Here is a 19,383-nt window from a genome sequence, read left to right on the forward strand (position 1 = left end):
ACAGAGAATCACGCCCGGATATCGTCATAATCCCGCGTATTATCAAACTCATGTTTCGCAAACGGACACAGCGGAATAATTTTACGGTTCTCACCGCGCATCTTCTCGACCACTTTCGCCACCAGCTGTTTGCCAACGCCCTGCCCTTTCAGGCTCGGATCGACATCAGTATGCTCAATAATGCTCAGGTGCTCGCCGGTCGGCACGAAGACAATCTCCGCCACCTGATTTCCGTCTGCATCATTCACGTAAAACTTGTTATGGCCTTCCAGAATATCCATGGTTCCTCGCTTATTTTTGGCGATACTTCAGCGCACCGCTCGGGCAGGTATCAATTACGCGTACAACCGTTTCGACGTCCACTTCATCAGGAATAATCCACGGTTTACGTTTCAGATTAAACAGCTTTGCGCTCCCACGCACGCAGTTACCTGAGTGTTTGCAGATCCCGGTGTTGAAGTACACGTCAATTTTCTCGCCGGTATAGGCCCGGTAACCCGCATCCAGTAGTTCTTTATCCATGACATTGCCTCTGTAATTATTCTCGTGCTGAATGAAGCATAGCCTTACGGGATCCCGATGGCTATCACGCTGAAAACGAAAAGCCAGCTCACAACTCTTTTCTTACCGGATTGCGTCCACTATTTGCACATGTCAGGCTCCATAAATATCCCCTTTTCCAAGGCTAGCGCGGGTTGAATGAAACGCAGACTCTCTTTTCAGGTAAAGCTGTTTTTAGCGCTGGTGTGCTTCTCCTGCCTGCTGTTAGTGCTGCTGGGTACGATCCTGTTTCATTTTATTGACCGGCAGCTCCATCACGATCTCGGCCAGCGCGCCCGGGTTCAGGCCAGTGAGATTGCGCTGATGCCGGGTCTGGCGGAAAAGGTGGCGGCCAGAGATATCCCCGGCATCGCCCGGTTAATTCAGCCGCTGCGTGCCGAAAGTGACGCCAGCTATATTGTGATTGGCGATACCCACGAGCAGCATCTTTATCATTCGGAATCCCCGGAGCGCATTAATTTACCGATGATCGGCGGTGATAATGCCGAAGTACTCAAGGGCAAAACCATTATTTCCGTGCGTCAGGGCGGGATTGGGGTTTCGCTGCGCAGCAAAGCGCCCATCTTCAATGCACAGCATCAGGTGATTGGCATTGTCTCGGTCGGCTATCTAACTTCGTATATTGCCAACATTAACGCCCGCATTCTCTGGCAGGCCGGTTTATACGGGATTGCCCTTCTGCTGCTGCTGTTTATTTTCTCCTGGCTGTTTACCCGCAACCTTAAAAAACAGATGTTCAGACTTGAGCCGAAAGATATTGCCCAGCTGGTTTTGCAGCAAAGGGCGCTGTTAGAAGCCATGTATGAAGGGGTATTTGCCGTCAATGAAGAGAAGCAGCTGATTTTAATTAACCGCGCGGCACGAGAAATGCTGGATATTCATCGGAGTGAAAAAGATCTTATCGGCAAGCCGCTGGACGAGGTTCTGCAAACCTCGCCGGGGTTTTTAACACAGCGCTACGCCTCGGTGAGCAGCGGCCGCCACGACCAGATTGCGGTACTTAACCAGCGCGAGGTCATCGTCAACCGCGTGGCGATTGAGGTCGAGCCCGGCGTTGAAAGCGGCTGGGTATACAGCTTTCGCGACAAAAACGACATTAATACCCTCAGCAGCCAGCTCAGCCAGATCAAACGCTATGCCGACAACCTGCGCATTATGCGCCACGAACAGCTGAACTGGACCGCGACGCTGGTGGGGTTGTTGCAGATGAAACACTATGACGAAGCGATCCGCTATATCCAGGTGCAGTCGGAAGGAGCACAGCGCGTGCTGGACTTCGTGTCAGCCCATTTTGCCTCTCCGGCCTTATGCGGGCTGCTGCTCGGGAAATATGTCAGCGCACGTGAAAAAGGGGTTGAGCTACAGTTTGATCCCGCATGCCAGCTCACCCGCATGCCGTCCCGCCTCAGTGAAACGGAGCTGATGTCCATTATTGGTAATTTGCTGGATAACGCCGTGGATGCGACCCTCACCGCACCGGTCCCCGCGCCGGTAGAACTCTATATTTCCGATCGCAACCAGGAGCTGCTGATTGAGGTGGCCGACCGGGGCTGCGGGGTGGATGATGCGCTGAAGCCGCATATCTTTCGACAGGGATTCAGCAGCAAGCCGGACAGTGAAAACGACATTGTGGGTACCGAGCACGGTATCGGCCTGTTTCTGGTGGCAGGCTATATCAACAAAGCGGGCGGCAGCATTGAGATTGCCGACAATACGCCGCAGGGCACGATTTTCTCTGTATTTATTCCGAATGGGCTAAAGCATGACCCAAGCACTTGATATTGTTATCGTTGAGGATGAGCCGCACCTGGCGGAGCTGCATCGCGAGTATATTGAGCAGAACTTTCATCTGCACGTGGTGGGCATCGCCGCGTCGATTGAGCAGGCATGCAGCCTGATTCGCCAGCATCAGCCGCGGCTTATTCTGCTGGATAACTATCTTCCGGACGGCAAAGGCGTGGAGTTAATCGACACTCCCCTGTTGAAAAGCTATGAGTGCTCGGTGATTTTCATCACCGCCGCCAGCGATATGCAGACCTGCAGCCATGCCATGCGCAGCGGCGCGTTTGATTACCTGATTAAACCGGTCTTTTTCCAGCGCCTGCACGCCTCGCTGGAGCGTTTTATGCGCTTCATCCACACCGTGCAGCAGGTAAAAGTCGTTGACCAGCATGCGCTGGATCGCCTGTTTAACCTGCCTGCTGCGGAATCCCCGCACACGCCGTCGACGAAGGGCATTGAGCCTCAGACCCTGGAACGGATCAAACGGCTGTTCGCCGATCGTCCCGACAGCGCAATGTCGGTGGAGGAGGTCGTGGAAAACGTCGGGGTCAGCAAAACCACGGGGCGTCGCTATCTTGAATACTGCGTGGAGAGTGGGTTAATCAGCGTCGAAATGCTGTACGGCAATATCGGTCATCCGCGAAGGCTATACCGTAAAGCCCCCGATAAAACGTAATCCGCGAACATTAGCCAGCAAACGTTCGCGGATTCTATGGTGTTAATTGCTGAAACGACGGTGACAATCACACTTCGGAATCATCGCCCGCTTCCCCCTATTGTGGGTGGAGGCTGATAGGCTATGTTGACAATTAGTTCCTCAAATGTAACTAAAAGGTTAACTATAATGTCGAACACATTCCGAATTTCTCTGATTACCGCTACCGTCCTGTTCTCCGCTTCTGCGCTGTCTGCCCTGCCGCAGGGCTATCCGGCTGAGTATCAAAAGGTTGTCGATGCCGCCACGAAAGAGGGCAAAGTTGTCATCTACTCCACCACCGACACCAAAGCCGCCGGGCCGCTGATCGAAGGCTTCGAAAAAACGTATCCAGGCATCAAAGTTGAATATAACGACATGAACAGCACGGAACTGTACAACCGTTTTATCAGCGAACAGGCCTCCGGTGGCGGGAGCGGTGATGTGGTCTGGAGCTCGTCCATGGACACCGGACTGAAGCTCGCCGCTGACTACGCTATGGAGTACAAATCGCCGGAGCAGAGCCAGCTGCCGAAATGGGCGGTCTGGAAAGATAAGGCGTACGGCACCACCTATGAGCCGGTGGTCTTTATCTACAACAAACGCCTGATCCCGGCCGGTGACGTGCCGGATTCACACGCCGCGCTGGCGAAGCTGATTGCCAGCCAGACGGATAAATTCAAGAGTAAAGTCACCACCTATGACATTGAGAAATCGGGTCTTGGTTTTATGCTCTCAGTGCAGGATCACAAGGCCGATCCAAATTACTTTAAAACCCTGGCCGACGTTGCCAAAGGTGGCTTAGCGGTGCAGTCGTCTACCGGCACCATGATGGAGAGGGTCTCCTCCGGTGAAAACCTGATCGGCTTCAATATCCTTGGTTCTTACGCTGAAGCGCGTGCGAAGAACGACCCGTCGCTCGGCATAGCCTATCCAAAAGATTACACCCTGGTGCTGTCGCGCGTGTCGTTCATCAGCCAGCAGGCGCAAAACAGCAATGCGGCAAAACTGTGGCTGGACTATGTGCTGTCTGAAAAAGGCCAAAGCATCCTGGCAAATCAGGCGGACATTCCATCCATTCGTAACGATATCGAAGGCAAAAACGATATCGACGGCCTGACCAAAATCCTCGGCAATGCGCTGAAGCCGATCCCGGTTGATGAATCGCTGCTGGAGTATCTGCAGCCGAAGAAACGCCTGGAGTACATCAAAGAGTGGCGTGCAGCCGCCGCCAAATAAGCGTCCTGGCGCGGCGGCGTGCGCCGTCGCGCGTCTGTTCATCTGACTGAGTTCATTTTTCTGGGCTGCAACACCAGGGATACCCCATGAATACATTACGCAGAAAGTGGCAAAGCCTGCCGCGCGGTATTGTCGTGTTGATAACCGCCCTGGTTATCTATACGCCACTGTCGTTTATCGTGATACAGAGCTTCCTGTCCGCTCCGTTCTTTTCCCCGGCAAAAGAGTGGAGCCTTGAATCATTTGGTTTTATCTTCACCGACCCTGATTTCTACAAGGCCCTGAGAAGCGGCTTTCTTCTCGCGTTCGGGCTGGTCATCATTGCCATTCCGCTGGGTGGCGTGCTGGCGTTTCTGATGGTGCGTACCGATCTGCCAGGCCGACGCCTGATCGAACCGCTGATCCTGGTCCCGATTTTCGTTTCACCGATGGTGCTGGGTTTTGGCTATGTGGTGGCTGCCGGTCCGGTGGGCTTTCTGTCCCTGTGGGCACAGGCGCTGATCGGCTTTGTGCCGTGGAACATCTATGACATGTCGAGCATCGTGGTCATTGCCGGCCTGACGCATGTTCCGCATGCCTATCTCTATATTTCCTCCGCGCTGCGTAGCGTGGGCTCCGATGTGGAAGAAGCCGCGCGCACCGCGGGCGCCTCTCCGCTGCAGGTGATGACCTCCGTCAGCCTGCCGATGGTGCGGCCATCCATCCTGTACGCCATCGTGCTGCTGTTCTTCCTCGGGCTGGAAGTGTTTGGTCTGATGCTGGTACTTGGCGATCCGGAAGGCAACATGGTGCTGGCGACCTATCTGTACCAGCTGACGAACAAGCTCGGAACGCCTTCATATCATCTGATGGCGGCGGTCGCCGTGGTGCTGATTTGCATCACTATCCCGCTGGTCATGCTCCAGCGTCGCCTGATGCGCACCGCCAACCGCTTTGTCACCATGAAAGGGAAAGCCTCTCAGGCTCGCGCGTTACCACTGGGTAAATGGCGCTGGGTGGCCGGGGCGGTGGTCGCCTTCTGGCTGACTGTCACCATCGGTGTTCCCCTGCTTGGCGTGGTGCTGCGCGCGTTCATCTCCAACTGGGGGGTGGGCGTTTCACTGTGGGATGAGCTTTCGCTGAGTACCTTTCGCACCATCTGGGCGCAGCCTAACCTGCTGCGCGCCATCGTCAACTCGATGTCGATTGGCGTGATTGGCGGCGCACTGGCCGTCGCGTGCTACCTGTTTGTTGGTATTGCCATGCACCGTAAACCGGACAACACCACGCGGTTCCTGGATTACAGCGTGCTGGTGCCGCGCGCCGTGCCGGGATTGCTGGCGGGTCTGGCCTTTTTGTGGGTGTTTCTGTTCCTGCCGATGTGGCTGGATAACGCCCTGAAATCCGGCTGGCTTTCCGGATTCGTCTGGACCGACTGGATGCGCGAAAACGTCATCGTCTGGCTGCGCTCGCTGCGCAGCACCATTTTCAGCGTCTGGCTGGCTTATACCGTGGTGTGGATGGCTTACGGGCTGAGGCTCATCTCTTCCACGCTGTTGCAGGTGGGGCCGGAGCTTGAAGAGGCGGCACGCAGCACCGGCGCGACGCGCGGCCAGATCACCCGCCATGTCACCATTCCGCTCTCCCGCTACGGGCTTATCGGCTCATGGCTGCTGATGTTCCTGATCTTTGAGCGCGAATATTCAACCGGTGTGTACCTGCTCTCCCCCGGCACGGAAACCATCGGCTCGATGCTGGTTTCCCTGTGGGCCGCGGGTGCAATTGATATCGTGGCGGCGCTCTCTTTCATTAATATCCTGCTGGTCGTGGTAGGTCTGGGCATTGCCCTTCGTTTCGGAGTGAAATTACATGATTGAATTAGCGGTTGACGATCTGCACTTAACCTACGGCGACAATCCTGTTTTAAAAGGGGTCTCCATGAACCTGAAACGCGGCGAAGTGGTCTCCCTGCTGGGCCCTTCCGGAAGCGGCAAAACCACCCTGCTGCGCGCCGTCGCGGGTCTGGAAAAACCGACTCAGGGGTCGATTGTTATTGGTCAAAATAAAGTTTATGACGGTACGCCGCGCAGCGAGGTACCGGCGGAGGAGCGTAACCTGGGGCTGGTGTTCCAGTCCTACGCCTTGTGGCCGCACAAAACCGTGTTTGAAAACGTGGCCTATCCGCTCAAGTTGCGTAAAGTCCCGGCTAAAGAGATCCAGCAGCGCGTACAGGATGTACTGGACCAGCTGGGTCTCGGCCATCTTGGTAAACGTCACCCGCACCAGCTCTCCGGCGGGCAGCAGCAGCGCGTGGCGATTGGCCGGGCGCTGGTCTATAACCCGCCGGTGATTTTGCTGGACGAGCCGCTGTCCAACCTCGATGCCAAACTGCGCGAAGAGGCCCGCGTATTTCTGCGCGAGCTGATCATTAAGCTCGGGTTATCTGCGCTGATGGTAACGCACGACCAGAACGAAGCGATGTCGATTTCCGACCGCATCCTGCTGCTCAACAACGGTAAAATTGAGCAACAGGGTACACCGCAGGAGATGTACGGTTCGCCGAAAACGCTGTTTACGGCCGAGTTTATGGGCAGTAATAACCGCCTGCATGGCAAAATCACCGAAGTACGCGACGGCAAAGCACGCATTGAAGGAAAAGACTGGGTGCTCTGGGGCCAGGCGGGTGAAGGGGTGCAGAGCGGTAATGAGGCTACGGCGGTGATCCGCGTCGAGCGCGTGGCGGTGGTCGAGGGGCCGGGGGAAAATCAGCTTGCGCTGCCGCTCCTCACCAGCATGTATCTTGGCGACCGCTGGGAGTACCTGTTCCGCACGGCGGGGGATGATTATGTGATCCGCGCTTACGGGAATGAGCTTCGCGACCCGCAGCATTGTCATCTATCGCTGCCAGAGAAGCATGTCTGGATATTCCCGAAAAACTAGAGAAATCGGCCTGCCATTCAGTGGCTAAACGGGATGGCAGGCCGACATTCAAAGCGCGAATGCGCTCCTCCATACTTATTTCAATCGTTTACCTGTTTCATCAACGACCTTCTCGCCGTCTTCCTTCGCGAAAGCCGCTTTCTGCGCATCAGGAAGAATATCCAGAACCACTTCTGAAGGACGGCACAGTTTGGTTCCCAGCGGCGTCACGACAATAGGCCGGTTAATCAGGATCGGATGCTGCAGCATAAAGTCGATTAACCGATCGTCCGTAAACTTATCTTCCGCCAGCCCCAGTTCTTCATAAGGCTCGACATTTTTACGCAGCAGTGCCCGTACCGTGATCCCCATATCTGCAATGAGTTTGACCAGTTCATCGCGAGACGGCGGATTCTCCAGGTAATGAATGACGGTCGGCTCATTTCCGCTGTTGCGGATCATCTCCAGCGTATTACGGGACGTACCGCAGGCCGGGTTGTGATAAATAGTGATGTTGCTCATAACAGTATCTCATTACAAAGTGAAAGAGAGACGTAGCGCCAGCGCGGCCAGCGTTACAAATAGCACAGGCAGAGTCATAACGATCCCGGTGCGGAAATAGTAGCCCCAGGTAATCGTCATGTTCTTCTGTGAAAGGACATGCAGCCAGAGCAGCGTTGCCAGGCTCCCAATAGGGGTGATTTTTGGCCCCAGGTCGCAGCCAATCACGTTGGCGTAGATCATCGCCTCTTTGATAACACCGGTTGCGGTGCTGCCATCAATAGAGAGCGCACCAACCAGCACGGTCGGCATGTTATTCATGATGGAGGACAGGAATGCCGTCAGGAAGCCGGTACCCAGCGTCGCGGCCCAGAGTCCTTTATCCGCCAGCACGTTCAGCACACCTGAAAGGTATTCGGTAAGCCCGGCGTTGCGCAGACCGTAGACCACCAGGTACATCCCCAGCGAGAAGATGACGATCTGCCAGGGTGCGCCACGCAGCACTTTGCCCGTGTTAATGGCATGGCCGCGTTTCGCCACAGCAAACAGGATGACGGCCCCCACCGCCGCAATCGCGCTCACCGGAATACCGAGCGGCTCAAGGACGAAAAAACCTACCAGCAACAGAATTAAAACGACCCAGCCGGTACGAAACGTCGCCGGATCTTTAATCGCTTTTGCCGGTGTCTTAAGAAGAGACAGCTCGTAAGTCGGCGGGATATCTTTGCGAAAGAACAGATGCAGCATCACCAGCGTGGCGACAATGGCTGCAATATCGACCGGAACCATCACCGACGCGTATTCGGTGAACCTCAGACCGAAGAAGTCTGCCGAAACAATATTCACCAGGTTCGACACGATAAGCGGCAGGCTGGCGGTATCGGCAATAAACCCGGCGGCCATCACGAATGCCAGCGTGGTGCCTTTGCTGAACCCTAATGCCAGCAGCATGGCAATCACGATCGGTGTCAGAATAAGAGCAGCACCGTCGTTGGCAAACAGTGCAGCCACCGCTGCGCCGAGCAGAACGATATAGGTAAAGAGCAAACGGCCCCGACCGTTTCCCCAACGCGATACATGCAGCGCTGCCCATTCGAAAAAGCCGGATTCATCAAGCAGCAGGCTAATAATAATGACGGCAATAAACGTTGCCGTCGCGTTCCAGACGATATTCCACACCACCGGAATATCGCCTAAATGCACAACGCCTGAAATTAAAGCCAGGGCTGCGCCCAGCGTCGCGCTCCAGCCAATTCCCACCCCCTTCGGCTGCCAGATAACCAAAACAAGGGTCAGGACAAAAATAGCGCCTGCCAGTAACATAAAACCTCCTGACAGGGCGGGTCTGCCGCCCTGTATTAACCAATAAATTAGCGCATCAACGCTCTGAGCTTTTCGATACCGGCAGGCTCTGACGCCAGTAGCGGAACAAGCGCTATACGGTCAGCATGCTGATGCTTAACCGCCTCAATCTGCGGCAATTCCTGCCGGGCGCGCTGGCAAAGCAATGGAGAATGCGTATCCGCAATAGAAAGGCTGTTATTGATAATCCAGCCCCACGGATGAATCCCCGCGCGTTCAAGATCGGCCTGCAAATTCGCTGCCTCCAGCACTGGAGTGGTTTCCGGAAGCGTAACCAGCAGCACTTTGGTTCGCTCCGGGTCCTGAAGCTGCATCATCGGGGTAGTAAAATGGCCTTTGTCGCCCATTTTTTTGGCAATTTCGCGGTGATAAGCCCCGGTTGCATCCAGCAGCAACAGCGTATGCCCCGTGGGAGCCGTATCCATCACCACAAACCGCTTACCTGCTTCGCGGATCACGCGAGAAAATGCCTGGAAGACGGCGATCTCTTCAGTACAGGGGGAACGTAAATCTTCTTCCAGTAGCCGTTTCCCTGCTTCGTCCAGATCTTTTCCCTTCGTCTCAAGGACATGCCGGCGATAGCGTTCGGTTTCCTCGTGTGGGTTGATCCGGCTGACCTGCAGGTTATTCAGGCTGCCATTTAGCGTTGTGCTGAGATGTGCGGCGGGATCGGAGGTGGTGAGATGGACATCAAACCCCATGTCTGCCAGCCTGACGGCGACGGCAGCCGCCATCGTGGTTTTACCCACGCCACCTTTGCCCATCAGCATAATCAGGCCGTGTTCGTTACGGGCGATATCCTCGACCAGGCCAGAGAGCGATGCGTTTTCAGGCGTATCCAGGGCGTTCGTTGCAGGGAGCGGTAATGCCTCAGAACGGCTGTCCAGCAGGCCCTTTAATGCCGACACGCCAACCATGTTGACGGGTTGCAGTAATAAGGTATCTGTCGGCAGCCCGGATAAACCGGCAGGAAGATTTGCCAGGGCCTCTTGCTCCCGTTGCCATATCGCAGCAGCCAGTGCGTCATGTTCCGCTTCGGCTGCAGGCAAAATGCCATTAATCACCAGATACTGGTTTTTCAGGCCAATCGCAGCCAGTTCTTCATGGGTGCGGGCGACTTCCTGCAAAGTGGATTTCTGCAGTCGTGCAACCAGAACCAGACGGGTACGCGCAGGGTCGGATAACGCCTCTACCGCGTGTGCGTACTGCTCACGCTGTTTTTCCAGCCCGGCCATCGGGCCGAGACAGGAAGCACCGTCCGGGTTACTTTCAATGAAGCTACTCCATGCACCGGGAAGCTGGAGCAGGCGGATCGTGTGGCCCGTCGGCGCTGTATCAAAAATGATGTGATCGAAGCGGGTCAGCAGGGAAGCGTCTGTCAATAAACCGGTGAACTCATCGAACGCCGCAATCTCAGTCGTACAGGCGCCGGAAAGCTGCTCGCTGATGCTGTTAACGACGTCATCAGGCAAAAGCCCCTTAACAGGATCAACGATTCTGGCGCGATACTGCTGGGCAGCTTCCTGTGGGTCAATCTCCAGAGCGGAAAGCCCGGGAACGGCATTAACAGAGTGGATCGTGTTACCGATAGTTTGATCAAAGACCTGGCCGACATTGGAAGCGGGATCGGTACTCACCAGCAATACCCGCTTACCCCGTCCCGCCAGGCGGATAGCCGTCGCGCAGGAAATGGAGGTTTTGCCCACACCGCCCTTTCCGGTAAAAAACAGGTAAGGCGGGATATTCTGTAAGAATTTCATATGTCCTCCCGACATACTTAGCAACAGGAAGTCTTCCCACCACAGCAGCCGGTGGGCGCCAGGCCCACTTTTTCCAGCGGGATCCCAAACCAGCGAGCCAGCTCAGCGCGTTTTGGATATCGCCCGGCCATTACCGTTTCACCGTCCAGCAACAGCAGCGGAAGCCCTTCTGCTCCCGAGGCTTCAAGGAAGGCTTTCGCTTTTTCGTTCTGAACGAAGCTCATGGGCTGCTGCGCCAGGTTGTAACGTTCCACCTGTACGCCGCGTCCTTTCAACCACTGCACATCCGCAGAAAAATCAACCAGAACCTGATCGACATCTGAACCACATACGCCGGTACTGCAGCACAATGCCGGGTCAAACACCGTTAACGTTTTCATTCTGAACACCTCACATTTGAAAAATCATATATGTTCAGGCAAATTTTTTTTAGAGACAAATAGCCTTACCGCTACCAGAGCAATTTGCCGTTGCCAGCTTACGGGCGATGGCCTGTACGTCGTCCTGCTGGCTTAACCAGGCTTGCTCAATCACCTGAGCAGCCCATGACGGAATATGCGGGGAAAGACGATAGTGAACCCACTTGCCCTGCTTACGATCCTGCAATAGCCCACTTTCCCGTAGCATTGCCAGATGACGGGAGATCTTGGGCTGCGACTGATCCAGTGCCGTGCAGAGATCGCATACGCACAACTCTCCCATCTCTCTGAGCAGCAGTACGATGCCCAGACGGGTTTCATCGGAGAGGTATTTGAAGAGTTGTAAGGATGTTAGTGACATCAAACCTCCTGAGTATTTACCAACAGGATACCCGGCATGAACGAAAACTCAATACACATTCGGAAAAACACATATGTTTTTAATAATGGGTTTGAATCACGACGGATGCTTTACGTCTTATAAGGGGGAGGAAATTATTAGAATCACTAATACCCGATTAAAATTAGTTACTTGCCCCATCCGATCTCACCAGTAATAATACCGCCCAGAAACGTTACCAGGATAATAATCACTCACCAAAACAAAATGAAAATCTTTTTAGAAATAGTGGCGCTGTCAGTGCTATGGCTCGTCATCGGCTGGATCTTCTGTCGAGCATGGATGCGAGGCTGCAACGGGGAAGATAAATGATCAGATTGTCGCTTGAGGAAGTATTAGAAGGACTTGAACGTCATAGCTTTATCTTTGAAGACGAACAACAGCATTCTCTGATCGTATTTATACTCTCCAGCATTTACGCCCAGGCATCACAAAACACCGGAGGTCAGCCTACCTAATGAAATGGCTAATCGGTAGCGGTGTTGTGTTAATAATCCTGTGGTTGGTTTTAGTGACACTGCTACTGCGTAGAACCAAACACGACAGTATGAAAACCATCCTTAGCTACGTGAAAGACGATGACCAACTCCCGTAAAGCCACAGCCTGGACAATGACCACAACAGATTACCCGCGTTACCAATCATGATATTACAGGGATTAATTTTCCTTAAAGAGAAAAATAAGACGCACGGAGAAAAGTCATAATAAGAAAACACAAATAGCACACAAACAATTCAATATAAAAATATCATTCAAACATATATAAAAATAATTTCATAGGATCAACTATGCGTAATAATATATTGGTGTTATTGGTTTCTACATTGGTTTTGTCTGGTTGTGCCACCCAAAAACAAATGGTGCCGATGGGAGGTTCAAAAGCTGATGGTACTGTGAGGATGGGCTTTGATTATGGTTTGTTTGAAAAGCCTGTGCTCGATAAGAATCAGGCAATCGCAGCAGCGGAACAACGATGTAAAGCATGGGGTTACTCTGGGACTGAACCTTTCGGGGGTACAACTCAAACCTGTAATCAACCCTCTTCCAGCGGGTGCATGGGTTGGCATGTTGAAACTGAATTCCAGTGTATCGGTGAAATCAAGAAGTAAAAACCAATCATGTATATGCTCAAGGCCAGTAAATCTGGCCTTTTTCATTGGTTACATTATATCCTAAACTTTCATTCTCTGATTTTAAACAATAGCAGTCGTTTAGCGCCGTCCAACATAAAGCGCCGTAGGCGTATCAGCAGTTTGTCAATTAACCGTTTTCTTATCGAGTACCGAATATTTATGGCTCGGTGAACACCACGGCAGAGCCTGACCCTTTCCCGGTCTGGTTAGGCTTCCCAACATTCGCTCGTTTATCCGTGGCGTATCATCACGACAGGCCGTAACGGGACACCGCGCTATGTGTGGAACGGTTAAAAGTTTATGAGAAAGTGCGATCCGTCGCTGCCTGGTATAGGCTTTGCGTTCATTGTTGGGCTATCGAGGTAAGAACTTGAAACCACCGCCGACGACTGGCTTCACTCTCATTTCACCGAGTAACCATTCATGACAAGTCTCAAAGTAGTGAACTATGGTAGAACGCCTAAGCATGATAGTAAGCACTACTGCATAACATGCTGAAAGAACAGGATATTTTCGAACGGTTCAGTATGGGGAAATTCTGGAGCGGGCGAAGGGAATCGAACCCTCGTATAGAGCTTGGGAAGCTCTCGTTCTACCATTGAACTACGCCCGCTTTGAGGTGCGTAAGGCATTATAGACCTTACGCCTCTTCATACAAGCCTCTTCACCACTAAGTGGCGATAAAATAATCACTTAGCACTTCGGTTTGCTGCCGGGTGCCGGAAGATAACGCTGCGGATCGATGGCCGTCGCCTTATAACGAATCTGGAAGTGCAGCTTCACCGAATCCGTTCCCGTGCTGCCCATGGTGGCAATCTTCTGCCCTGCTTTGACGTTTTGCCCGTTATTGACCAGCATCGTGTCGTTGTGCGCATAGGCCGTGATGTAGTCTTCGCCATGCTTAATCATGATCAGGTTGCCGTAGCCGCGTAGCTGGTTACCGACATAAACCACCTTACCTGCGCCTGAGGCATAAACCGGCGTACCGCGTGCAGCGGCGATATCAATGCCTTTGTTCCCCCCTTCAGACAGGGAGTACGGCAGCACCACTTTACCGCTGGCTGGCCAAATCCAGCAGCGTTGACCGACCGGTGGCCAGGAGGACTGCGGCACCGCATAGGATGGCGTCACTTTAGCGGTTTTGCCTTTTGCAGAGGATTTTTTACCCGAGGTCGAACTGCCGTTAATCTTCAGCTTCTGCCCCACTTCGATGGTATACGGTGGAGAGATGTTATTCAGACGCGCCAGATCCTTCACGCTGGTCCCCGTCGCGCGCGAAATCCGATACAGCGTGTCACCGCGCTTAACGGTGTAGACCGAACCGGAATAGCTGCCCATATCCGAAGATTTACTCCCCGAACAGCCGGCCAGTAATAATGTCAGCGTCAGGCAAAAAATGGCGATGATGGGGTTTCTCGTCAGGCTTCCTGCAAACAAAACAGATCCTCGGTCAGCGTGAATGGCGCCCTATGATACCAGCCCTGGCAGAAATGGGTCAGCCCTTTTCCGCTCTGTGGGTCAAACCGTTCGTATAAGAATGCCGTATAATACTGCTCTGCTGATGGTGCAGAACCATCCGCATCGTTGGCACTGGAGCACGAATGAGTATTCAAGAACACGTTATTTTGGTAAACGACCAGGGAATGGTGATTGGCACTCAGGAAAAGTACGCCGCACACACCACCCAAACCCCTCTGCATCTGGCCTTCTCCTCCTGGCTGTTTAACGCCGAAGGGGAGTGTCTGGTCACCCGACGCGCGCTAAGCAAAAAAGCCTGGCCGGGTGTCTGGACGAATTCCGTCTGCGGGCACCCTCAAACCGGTGAAAAGACGGAAGAGGCGATTATCCGCCGCTGCCGCTATGAGGTTGGCGCTGAAATCACGGCGATTACCCCCGTGGCCGCCGAGTTTCGCTACCGCGAAACCGATCCTTCCGGGATTGTGGAAAATGAGATTTGCCCGGTATTCGCGGCACGCATTACCAGCGAACTGCGTATTAATCACGAAGAAGTGATGGAATTTGAATGGGTTAAGCTGGAATCGTTGTTCCACGCCCTAAACGCCGCGCCCTGGGGTTTCAGCCCGTGGATGGTGCTGGAAGCAACGGTCGCACGAGACGCTTTGAGAGCGTTTGCCGCGCAATAAAAAAGCCCCTTTCGGGGCTTTTTTTACATCTTAACGCCTTATTTCACCGGACGCATCGCCGGGAACAGGATCACGTCACGGATGGTGTGGCTGTTGGTGAACAGCATGACCATACGGTCGATACCAATACCCAGACCCGCCGTTGGTGGCAGGCCGTGCTCCAGCGCGGTCACGTAGTCTTCGTCGAAGAACATCGCTTCGTCATCGCCCGCTGCTTTCGCATCAACCTGATCCTGGAAGCGCTGCGCCTGATCTTCCGCATCGTTCAGCTCGCTAAAGCCGTTGCCGATTTCACGGCCGCCGATGAAGAATTCGAAACGGTCAGTGATTTCCGGGTTCTCGTCATTACGACGCGCCAGCGGAGACACTTCAGCAGGGTATTCGGTGATGAAGGTCGGCTGAATCAGGTGCGCTTCGGCCACTTCTTCGAAGATCTCGGTCACGATACGGCCCAGACCCCAGCTCTTCTCTACCTTGATACCGATGCTTTCCGCGATCGCTTTCGCAGAGTCGAAGTTATCCAGATCCGCCATGTTGGTTTCAGGACGGTATTTCTTGATTGCTTCGCGCATGGTCAGTTTTTCGAACGGCTTGCCGAAGTCGAACACTTCTTCACCGTAAGGGACCTGGGTGGTGCCCAGAATGTCCTGCGCCAGGGTACGGAACAGGGATTCGGTCAGCTCGATCAGATCTTTATAATCTGCATACGCCATATAGAGTTCCATCATGGTGAACTCTGGGTTATGACGAACGGAGATACCTTCGTTACGGAAGTTACGGTTGATCTCGAATACGCGATCAAAGCCACCTACCACCAGACGCTTCAGGTACAGTTCCGGCGCGATACGCAGGTACATGTCCAGGTCCAGGGCGTTATGATGGGTGATGAATGGACGGGCAGACGCACCGCCTGGAATCACCTGCATCATCGGGGTTTCCACTTCCATAAAGTCGCGGTTCACCATGAACTGGCGAATACCGGCCATGATCTGGGAGCGAATTTTGAAGGTCTTGCGGGATTCATCGTTAGAGATGAGATCCAGATAACGCTGACGATAGCGCGCTTCCTGATCCTGCAGGCCGTGGAATTTGTCCGGCAGCGGACGCAGCGCTTTGGTCAGCAGACGCAGCTCGGTACAGTGGATAGACAGTTCACCGGTTTTGGTTTTGAACAGTTTACCTTTCGCGCCAAGGATATCGCCCAGATCCCACTTCTTGAACTGCTCGTTGTAGATGCCTTCCGGCAGATCGTCACGGGAAACATACAGCTGAATACGGCCACCCACGTCCTGCAAAGTCACGAAGGAGGCTTTACCCATAATACGACGGGTCATCATACGGCCAGCAACGGCCACTTCGATGTTCAGCGCTTCCAGCTCTTCGTTCTCTTTACCGTCGAAGTCAGCGTGCAGTTGGTCTGAGGTGTGGTCACGACGAAAATCGTTCGGGAACGGCACGCCCTGCTCACGCAGCGCTGCCAGCTTCTCGCGGCGGGTTTTCAGTTCGTTGTTAAGATCGACTACCGCGTCAGCGCCCTGTGCTTGTTGTTCAGACATGTTGGTTCCTCATAACCCTGCTTTCAAACTTGCTTCGATAAATTGGTCCAGGCTGCCGTCCAGCACCGCCTGCGTGTTACGGGTTTCAACCCCGGTACGCAGGTCTTTGATGCGGGAGTCATCAAGGACGTAAGAACGGATCTGGCTGCCCCAACCGATGTCGGACTTGTTATCTTCCATCGCCTGTTTCTCAGCATTTTTCTTCTGCATCTCCAGCTCATAAAGCTTCGCTTTCATCTGCTTCATGGCCTGGTCTTTGTTCTTATGCTGGGAACGGTCGTTCTGGCATTGTGTTACCAGCCCGGTTGGAATGTGGGTAATACGCACCGCCGATTCCGTACGGTTAACGTGCTGACCACCCGCACCGGAGGCGCGATAAACGTCAATACGCAGGTCCGCCGGGTTAATTTCGATATCAATATCTTCGTCAACTTCCGGGTAAACAAACGCCGAGCTGAAGGAGGTATGGCGACGGCCACCGGAGTCGAACGGGCTCTTACGCACCAGACGGTGAACGCCGGTCTCGGTACGCAGCCAGCCGTAGGCGTAGTCGCCAATGATCTTGATGGTGACGGATTTAATACCGGCCACTTCACCTTCAGACTCTTCGATGATTTCTGTTTTGAAGCCGCGCGCTTCTGCCCAACGCAGGTACATACGCGTCAGCATGCTGGCCCAGTCCTGCGCTTCGGTACCGCCAGAACCTGCCTGAATATCGAGGTAACAGTCAGCGCTGTCGTATTCGCCGGAGAACATACGACGGAATTCCAGCTGCGCCAGCTTCTCTTCCAGCACGTCGAGTTCTGCCACGGCTTCGTTAAAGGTTTCTTCGTCGTCGGCTTCGACGGCCAGCTCGAGCAAACCGGAAACATCTTCCAGCCCCTGAGCCATTTGATCCAGCGTATCTACGATAGCTTCGAGAGAGGAACGCTCTTTACCCAACGCCTGTGCGCGTTCAGGTTCGTTCCAGACGTCCGGCTGTTCCAGCTCGGCGTTTACTTCTTCAAGACGCTCTTTCTTGGCATCGTAGTCAAAGATACCCCCTAAGAACGTCAGAGCGCTCCGTGAGGTCCTGAATACGGTTTTTTACCGGATTAATTTCAAACATGGTCTGTTTTCTTTTATGGACTTGTCAAAATGCGGTGATAAGAGCGGGATTGTACCGAATCCACGCCCTTTTTTATAGAGATTACTGCCGCTAAATTGGCCAGATATTGTCGATGATGATCTGAAGGGTGCGGTTTCCGCGAAACTCGTTGATATCCAGTTTGTATGCCAGTTCGACCTCGCGCACGCCGTTGTCCGGCCAGATGGCCGTATCGACGTTGAAGGCGATGCCGTCCAGCAGCGGTCCGCCGCCAACGGGCTCAACCATGACTTTCAGATGACGCTCGCCGACGATACGTTGCTGAAGCAGGCGGAAACGGCCGTCGAACAGCGGTTCAGGGAACATCTGTCCCCACGGACCGGCATCGCGCAGCATCTGCGCCACGTCCATTGTCATCTCATGCGGTGAGAGCTCGCCGTCGGACACCACTTCTCCCTGCAACAAGGCAGGGTCAATCCAGTCGGTGACCAGTTCACCAAATAGCCGCTGAAATTCGTCAAATTTCGCCTCTTCCAGCGACAGACCCGCCGCCATCGCATGGCCGCCAAATTTGATCATCAGGCCCGGGTACAGCGTATCCAGACGCTCCAGTGCATCACGCATGTGAAGACCCTGAATCGAACGGCCAGAGCCTTTCAGCGTGCCGTCACCAGCCGGGGCAAACGCGATCACCGGGCGGTGGAAGCGCTCTTTAATGCGCGAGGCCAGAATGCCAACCACACCCTGATGCCACTCAGGATGATACATCGCCAGCCCGCCCGGCAGCGTTTCACCGCTGCGTTCGAGTTTTTCGCAAAGGGTCAGCGCTTCGGCCTGCATTCCCTGCTCTATCTCTTTACGGGTCTGGTTCAACGCGTCGAGCTCATTGGCCAGGACGCGCGCTTCGCCGATGTTATCGCACAGCAGCAGCGCCACACCGACGGACATATCGTCCAGCCTTCCGGCAGCGTTCAGACGCGGCCCGAGGGCAAAACCCAGATCACTTGCTGCCAGCTTGAGCGGATCGCGGTTGGCAATTTCCAGCAGCGCCTTAATCCCCGGACGGCACTTGCCCGCGCGAATGCGGCTTAAGCCCTGCCAGGTCAAAATACGGTTATTGGTATCGAGCGGCACGACATCCGCGACGGTACCCAGCGCCACCAGGTCGAGATATTCGGCCAGGTTTGGTATGGCGATACCGCGTGATTCGAACCAGCCCTTATCACGAAGCAGGGTCCGCAGCGCCAGCATCAGATAAAACGCTACCCCCACACCGGCGAGAGATTTTGACGGGAAATCGCAGTCGCGCAGGTTGGGATTGATGATCGCTTCAGCGTCCGGCAATGTTTCACCCGGCAAGTGGTGATCGGTGACCAACACCGGGATCCCCAGCGCGTGCGCATGATCGACACCTGCATGGGAAGAGATCCCGTTATCAACGGTCATGATCATCTGTGCCCCGCGGGCGTGAGCCTGATCGACCACTTCCGGGCTGAGGCCGTAACCGTCTTCAAAGCGGTTCGGCACAAGGTAAGTGACGTTATCGCAGCCCAGCGCGCGCAGACTCAATACGCTCAAGGCCGTGCTGGTTGCGCCATCTGCATCGAAATCCCCTACCACCACAATACGCGTTCCCTCACGGAGCGCGTTGTAGAGCATTTCGATGGCTTTTTCGATGCCGTTGAGCTGCTGCCAGGGCAGCATCCCTTTGACGCTGCGTTCAAGATCCTCAGCACTGCGCACGCCGCGGCTGGCGTAGAGACGCTTCAGCAGGGGTGGGAGATCGTCTGGCAAATCAACCGGTTCAACCGCCTCGCGGCGGCGCAATTTTATCGGGGCTTTCACG

General features: G+C 54.2%; 18 protein-coding genes and 1 tRNA gene. 7 read left to right on the forward strand and 12 right to left on the reverse strand.

The window, feature by feature from the left end; translation table 11 throughout:
• Positions 1-8 precede the first annotated feature (8 nt).
• Positions 9-281 (reverse strand): GNAT family N-acetyltransferase, encoded by a 273-nt coding sequence (locus G0034_RS18565; RefSeq protein ID WP_088127257.1) that lies wholly within the window; start codon positions 279-281, stop codon positions 9-11.
• Positions 282-291: 10 nt separating this feature from the next.
• The gene (gene yjdI, locus G0034_RS18570; protein ID WP_008499689.1) at positions 292-522 is read right to left on the reverse strand and encodes a 4Fe-4S mono-cluster protein YjdI; all 231 of its coding nucleotides are present in this window, start codon (positions 520-522) and stop codon (positions 292-294) included.
• A 177-nt stretch (positions 523-699) separates the two neighbouring features.
• On the opposite strand from yjdI, the gene G0034_RS18575 reads away from it, so the two are divergent.
• From G0034_RS18575 to G0034_RS18595, 5 genes are all read left to right on the forward strand, one after another.
• Entirely contained in the window at positions 700-2,340 is a 1,641-nt protein-coding gene (locus G0034_RS18575; protein ID WP_014885103.1) for an ATP-binding protein, read from the forward strand.
• Positions 2,324-3,019, forward strand: a complete 696-nt coding sequence (locus tag G0034_RS18580) for a response regulator (protein ID WP_179121183.1) — start codon at positions 2,324-2,326, stop codon at positions 3,017-3,019. Before G0034_RS18575 ends, G0034_RS18580 begins: the two co-directional genes overlap by 17 nt.
• 168 nt (positions 3,020-3,187) lie before the next feature.
• Entirely contained in the window at positions 3,188-4,276 is a 1,089-nt protein-coding gene (locus G0034_RS18585) for an ABC transporter substrate-binding protein (protein WP_045134116.1), read from the forward strand.
• Between the two features lie 86 nt (positions 4,277-4,362).
• A complete protein-coding gene (locus tag G0034_RS18590) occupies positions 4,363-6,132 on the forward strand; it encodes an ABC transporter permease (protein ID WP_023331232.1) in 1,770 nt (589 codons plus the stop codon).
• The gene (locus tag G0034_RS18595; protein WP_045134115.1) at positions 6,125-7,195 is read left to right on the forward strand and encodes an ABC transporter ATP-binding protein; all 1,071 of its coding nucleotides are present in this window, start codon (positions 6,125-6,127) and stop codon (positions 7,193-7,195) included. Before G0034_RS18590 ends, G0034_RS18595 begins: the two co-directional genes overlap by 8 nt.
• 75 nt (positions 7,196-7,270) lie before the next feature.
• Here G0034_RS18595 and arsC read toward each other — a convergent pair whose 3' ends face one another.
• The 5 genes from arsC to arsR are packed head-to-tail and all read right to left on the reverse strand — an operon-like array spanning position 7,271 to position 11,577.
• Entirely contained in the window at positions 7,271-7,696 is a 426-nt protein-coding gene (gene arsC / locus G0034_RS18600; protein ID WP_014885108.1) for a glutaredoxin-dependent arsenate reductase, read from the reverse strand.
• 12 nt (positions 7,697-7,708) lie between these two features.
• Positions 7,709-8,998 carry an arsenite efflux transporter membrane subunit ArsB gene (arsB, locus tag G0034_RS18605; RefSeq protein ID WP_048996807.1) on the reverse strand — a complete coding sequence of 430 codons (1,290 nt, stop codon included), beginning with the start codon at positions 8,996-8,998 and terminating at the stop codon, positions 7,709-7,711.
• Between the two features lie 47 nt (positions 8,999-9,045).
• Positions 9,046-10,797, reverse strand: a complete 1,752-nt coding sequence (gene arsA, locus G0034_RS18610; protein WP_179121184.1) for an arsenite efflux transporter ATPase subunit ArsA — start codon at positions 10,795-10,797, stop codon at positions 9,046-9,048.
• 17 nt (positions 10,798-10,814) lie between these two features.
• Positions 10,815-11,177, reverse strand: a complete 363-nt coding sequence (gene arsD / locus G0034_RS18615; protein ID WP_014885111.1) for an arsenite efflux transporter metallochaperone ArsD — start codon at positions 11,175-11,177, stop codon at positions 10,815-10,817.
• Positions 11,178-11,226: 49 nt separating this feature from the next.
• Positions 11,227-11,577 (reverse strand): As(III)-sensing metalloregulatory transcriptional repressor ArsR, encoded by a 351-nt coding sequence (gene arsR, locus G0034_RS18620; protein ID WP_014885112.1) that lies wholly within the window; start codon positions 11,575-11,577, stop codon positions 11,227-11,229.
• Between the two features lie 828 nt (positions 11,578-12,405).
• Here arsR and yecR point away from each other — a divergent pair.
• Positions 12,406-12,726: a YecR family lipoprotein gene (yecR, locus tag G0034_RS18625; RefSeq protein ID WP_228037291.1), complete on the forward strand. Its 321-nt coding sequence runs from the start codon at positions 12,406-12,408 to the stop codon at positions 12,724-12,726.
• Between the two features lie 563 nt (positions 12,727-13,289).
• Here yecR and G0034_RS18630 read toward each other — a convergent pair.
• Positions 13,290-13,363, reverse strand: a tRNA-Gly gene (locus tag G0034_RS18630).
• A gap of 80 nt (positions 13,364-13,443) precedes the next feature.
• Complete coding sequence (actS, locus tag G0034_RS18635) at positions 13,444-14,187, reverse strand: amidase activator ActS (RefSeq protein WP_023338764.1); 744 nt, start codon at positions 14,185-14,187, stop codon at positions 13,444-13,446.
• A 164-nt stretch (positions 14,188-14,351) separates the two neighbouring features.
• On the opposite strand from actS, the gene idi reads away from it, so the two are divergent.
• The gene (gene idi, locus G0034_RS18640; RefSeq protein WP_014885129.1) at positions 14,352-14,894 is read left to right on the forward strand and encodes an isopentenyl-diphosphate Delta-isomerase; all 543 of its coding nucleotides are present in this window, start codon (positions 14,352-14,354) and stop codon (positions 14,892-14,894) included.
• Positions 14,895-14,932: 38 nt separating this feature from the next.
• Here idi and lysS read toward each other — a convergent pair whose 3' ends face one another.
• The 3 genes from lysS to recJ form a co-directional block, all read right to left on the reverse strand.
• Entirely contained in the window at positions 14,933-16,450 is a 1,518-nt protein-coding gene (lysS, locus tag G0034_RS18645; RefSeq protein WP_014885130.1) for a lysine--tRNA ligase, read from the reverse strand.
• Between the two features lie 9 nt (positions 16,451-16,459).
• Positions 16,460-17,558, reverse strand: a protein-coding gene (gene prfB / locus G0034_RS18650) for a peptide chain release factor 2 (RefSeq protein ID WP_096059326.1) whose coding sequence is annotated in 2 segments (ribosomal slippage) — positions 16,460-17,482 and positions 17,484-17,558 — 1,098 coding nt in all. Because the reading frame shifts where the segments join, the coding sequence is not laid out codon by codon here.
• A gap of 90 nt (positions 17,559-17,648) precedes the next feature.
• Positions 17,649-19,382 (reverse strand): single-stranded-DNA-specific exonuclease RecJ, encoded by a 1,734-nt coding sequence (gene recJ, locus G0034_RS18655; protein WP_032635612.1) that lies wholly within the window; start codon positions 19,380-19,382, stop codon positions 17,649-17,651.
• Position 19,383 lies beyond the last annotated feature (1 nt).

The organism is Enterobacter sp. T2 (assembly GCF_010692925.1).
GTDB lineage: Bacteria > Pseudomonadota > Gammaproteobacteria > Enterobacterales > Enterobacteriaceae > Enterobacter > Enterobacter kobei.

Excerpts from the sequence above, each read along its gene's own strand:
- G0034_RS18590 (WP_023331232.1), top strand. The coding sequence starts at position 4,363 with ATGAATACATTACGCAGAAAGTGGCAAAGCCTGCCGCGCGGTATTGTC.
- G0034_RS18565 (WP_088127257.1), bottom strand. The coding sequence starts at position 281 with ATGGATATTCTGGAAGGCCATAACAAGTTTTACGTGAATGATGCAGAC.
- arsD (WP_014885111.1), bottom strand. The coding sequence starts at position 11,177 with ATGAAAACGTTAACGGTGTTTGACCCGGCATTGTGCTGCAGTACCGGC.
- lysS (WP_014885130.1), bottom strand. The coding sequence starts at position 16,450 with ATGTCTGAACAACAAGCACAGGGCGCTGACGCGGTAGTCGATCTTAAC.
- arsB (WP_048996807.1), bottom strand. The coding sequence starts at position 8,998 with ATGTTACTGGCAGGCGCTATTTTTGTCCTGACCCTTGTTTTGGTTATC.
- G0034_RS18595 (WP_045134115.1), top strand. The coding sequence starts at position 6,125 with ATGATTGAATTAGCGGTTGACGATCTGCACTTAACCTACGGCGACAAT.
- G0034_RS18580 (WP_179121183.1), top strand. The coding sequence starts at position 2,324 with ATGACCCAAGCACTTGATATTGTTATCGTTGAGGATGAGCCGCACCTG.
- arsC (WP_014885108.1), bottom strand. The coding sequence starts at position 7,696 with ATGAGCAACATCACTATTTATCACAACCCGGCCTGCGGTACGTCCCGT.
- idi (WP_014885129.1), top strand. The coding sequence starts at position 14,352 with ATGAGTATTCAAGAACACGTTATTTTGGTAAACGACCAGGGAATGGTG.
- G0034_RS18575 (WP_014885103.1), top strand. The coding sequence starts at position 700 with ATGAAACGCAGACTCTCTTTTCAGGTAAAGCTGTTTTTAGCGCTGGTG.
- arsR (WP_014885112.1), bottom strand. The coding sequence starts at position 11,577 with ATGTCACTAACATCCTTACAACTCTTCAAATACCTCTCCGATGAAACC.
- yecR (WP_228037291.1), top strand. The coding sequence starts at position 12,406 with ATGCGTAATAATATATTGGTGTTATTGGTTTCTACATTGGTTTTGTCT.
- G0034_RS18585 (WP_045134116.1), top strand. The coding sequence starts at position 3,188 with ATGTCGAACACATTCCGAATTTCTCTGATTACCGCTACCGTCCTGTTC.
- yjdI (WP_008499689.1), bottom strand. The coding sequence starts at position 522 with ATGGATAAAGAACTACTGGATGCGGGTTACCGGGCCTATACCGGCGAG.
- arsA (WP_179121184.1), bottom strand. The coding sequence starts at position 10,797 with ATGAAATTCTTACAGAATATCCCGCCTTACCTGTTTTTTACCGGAAAG.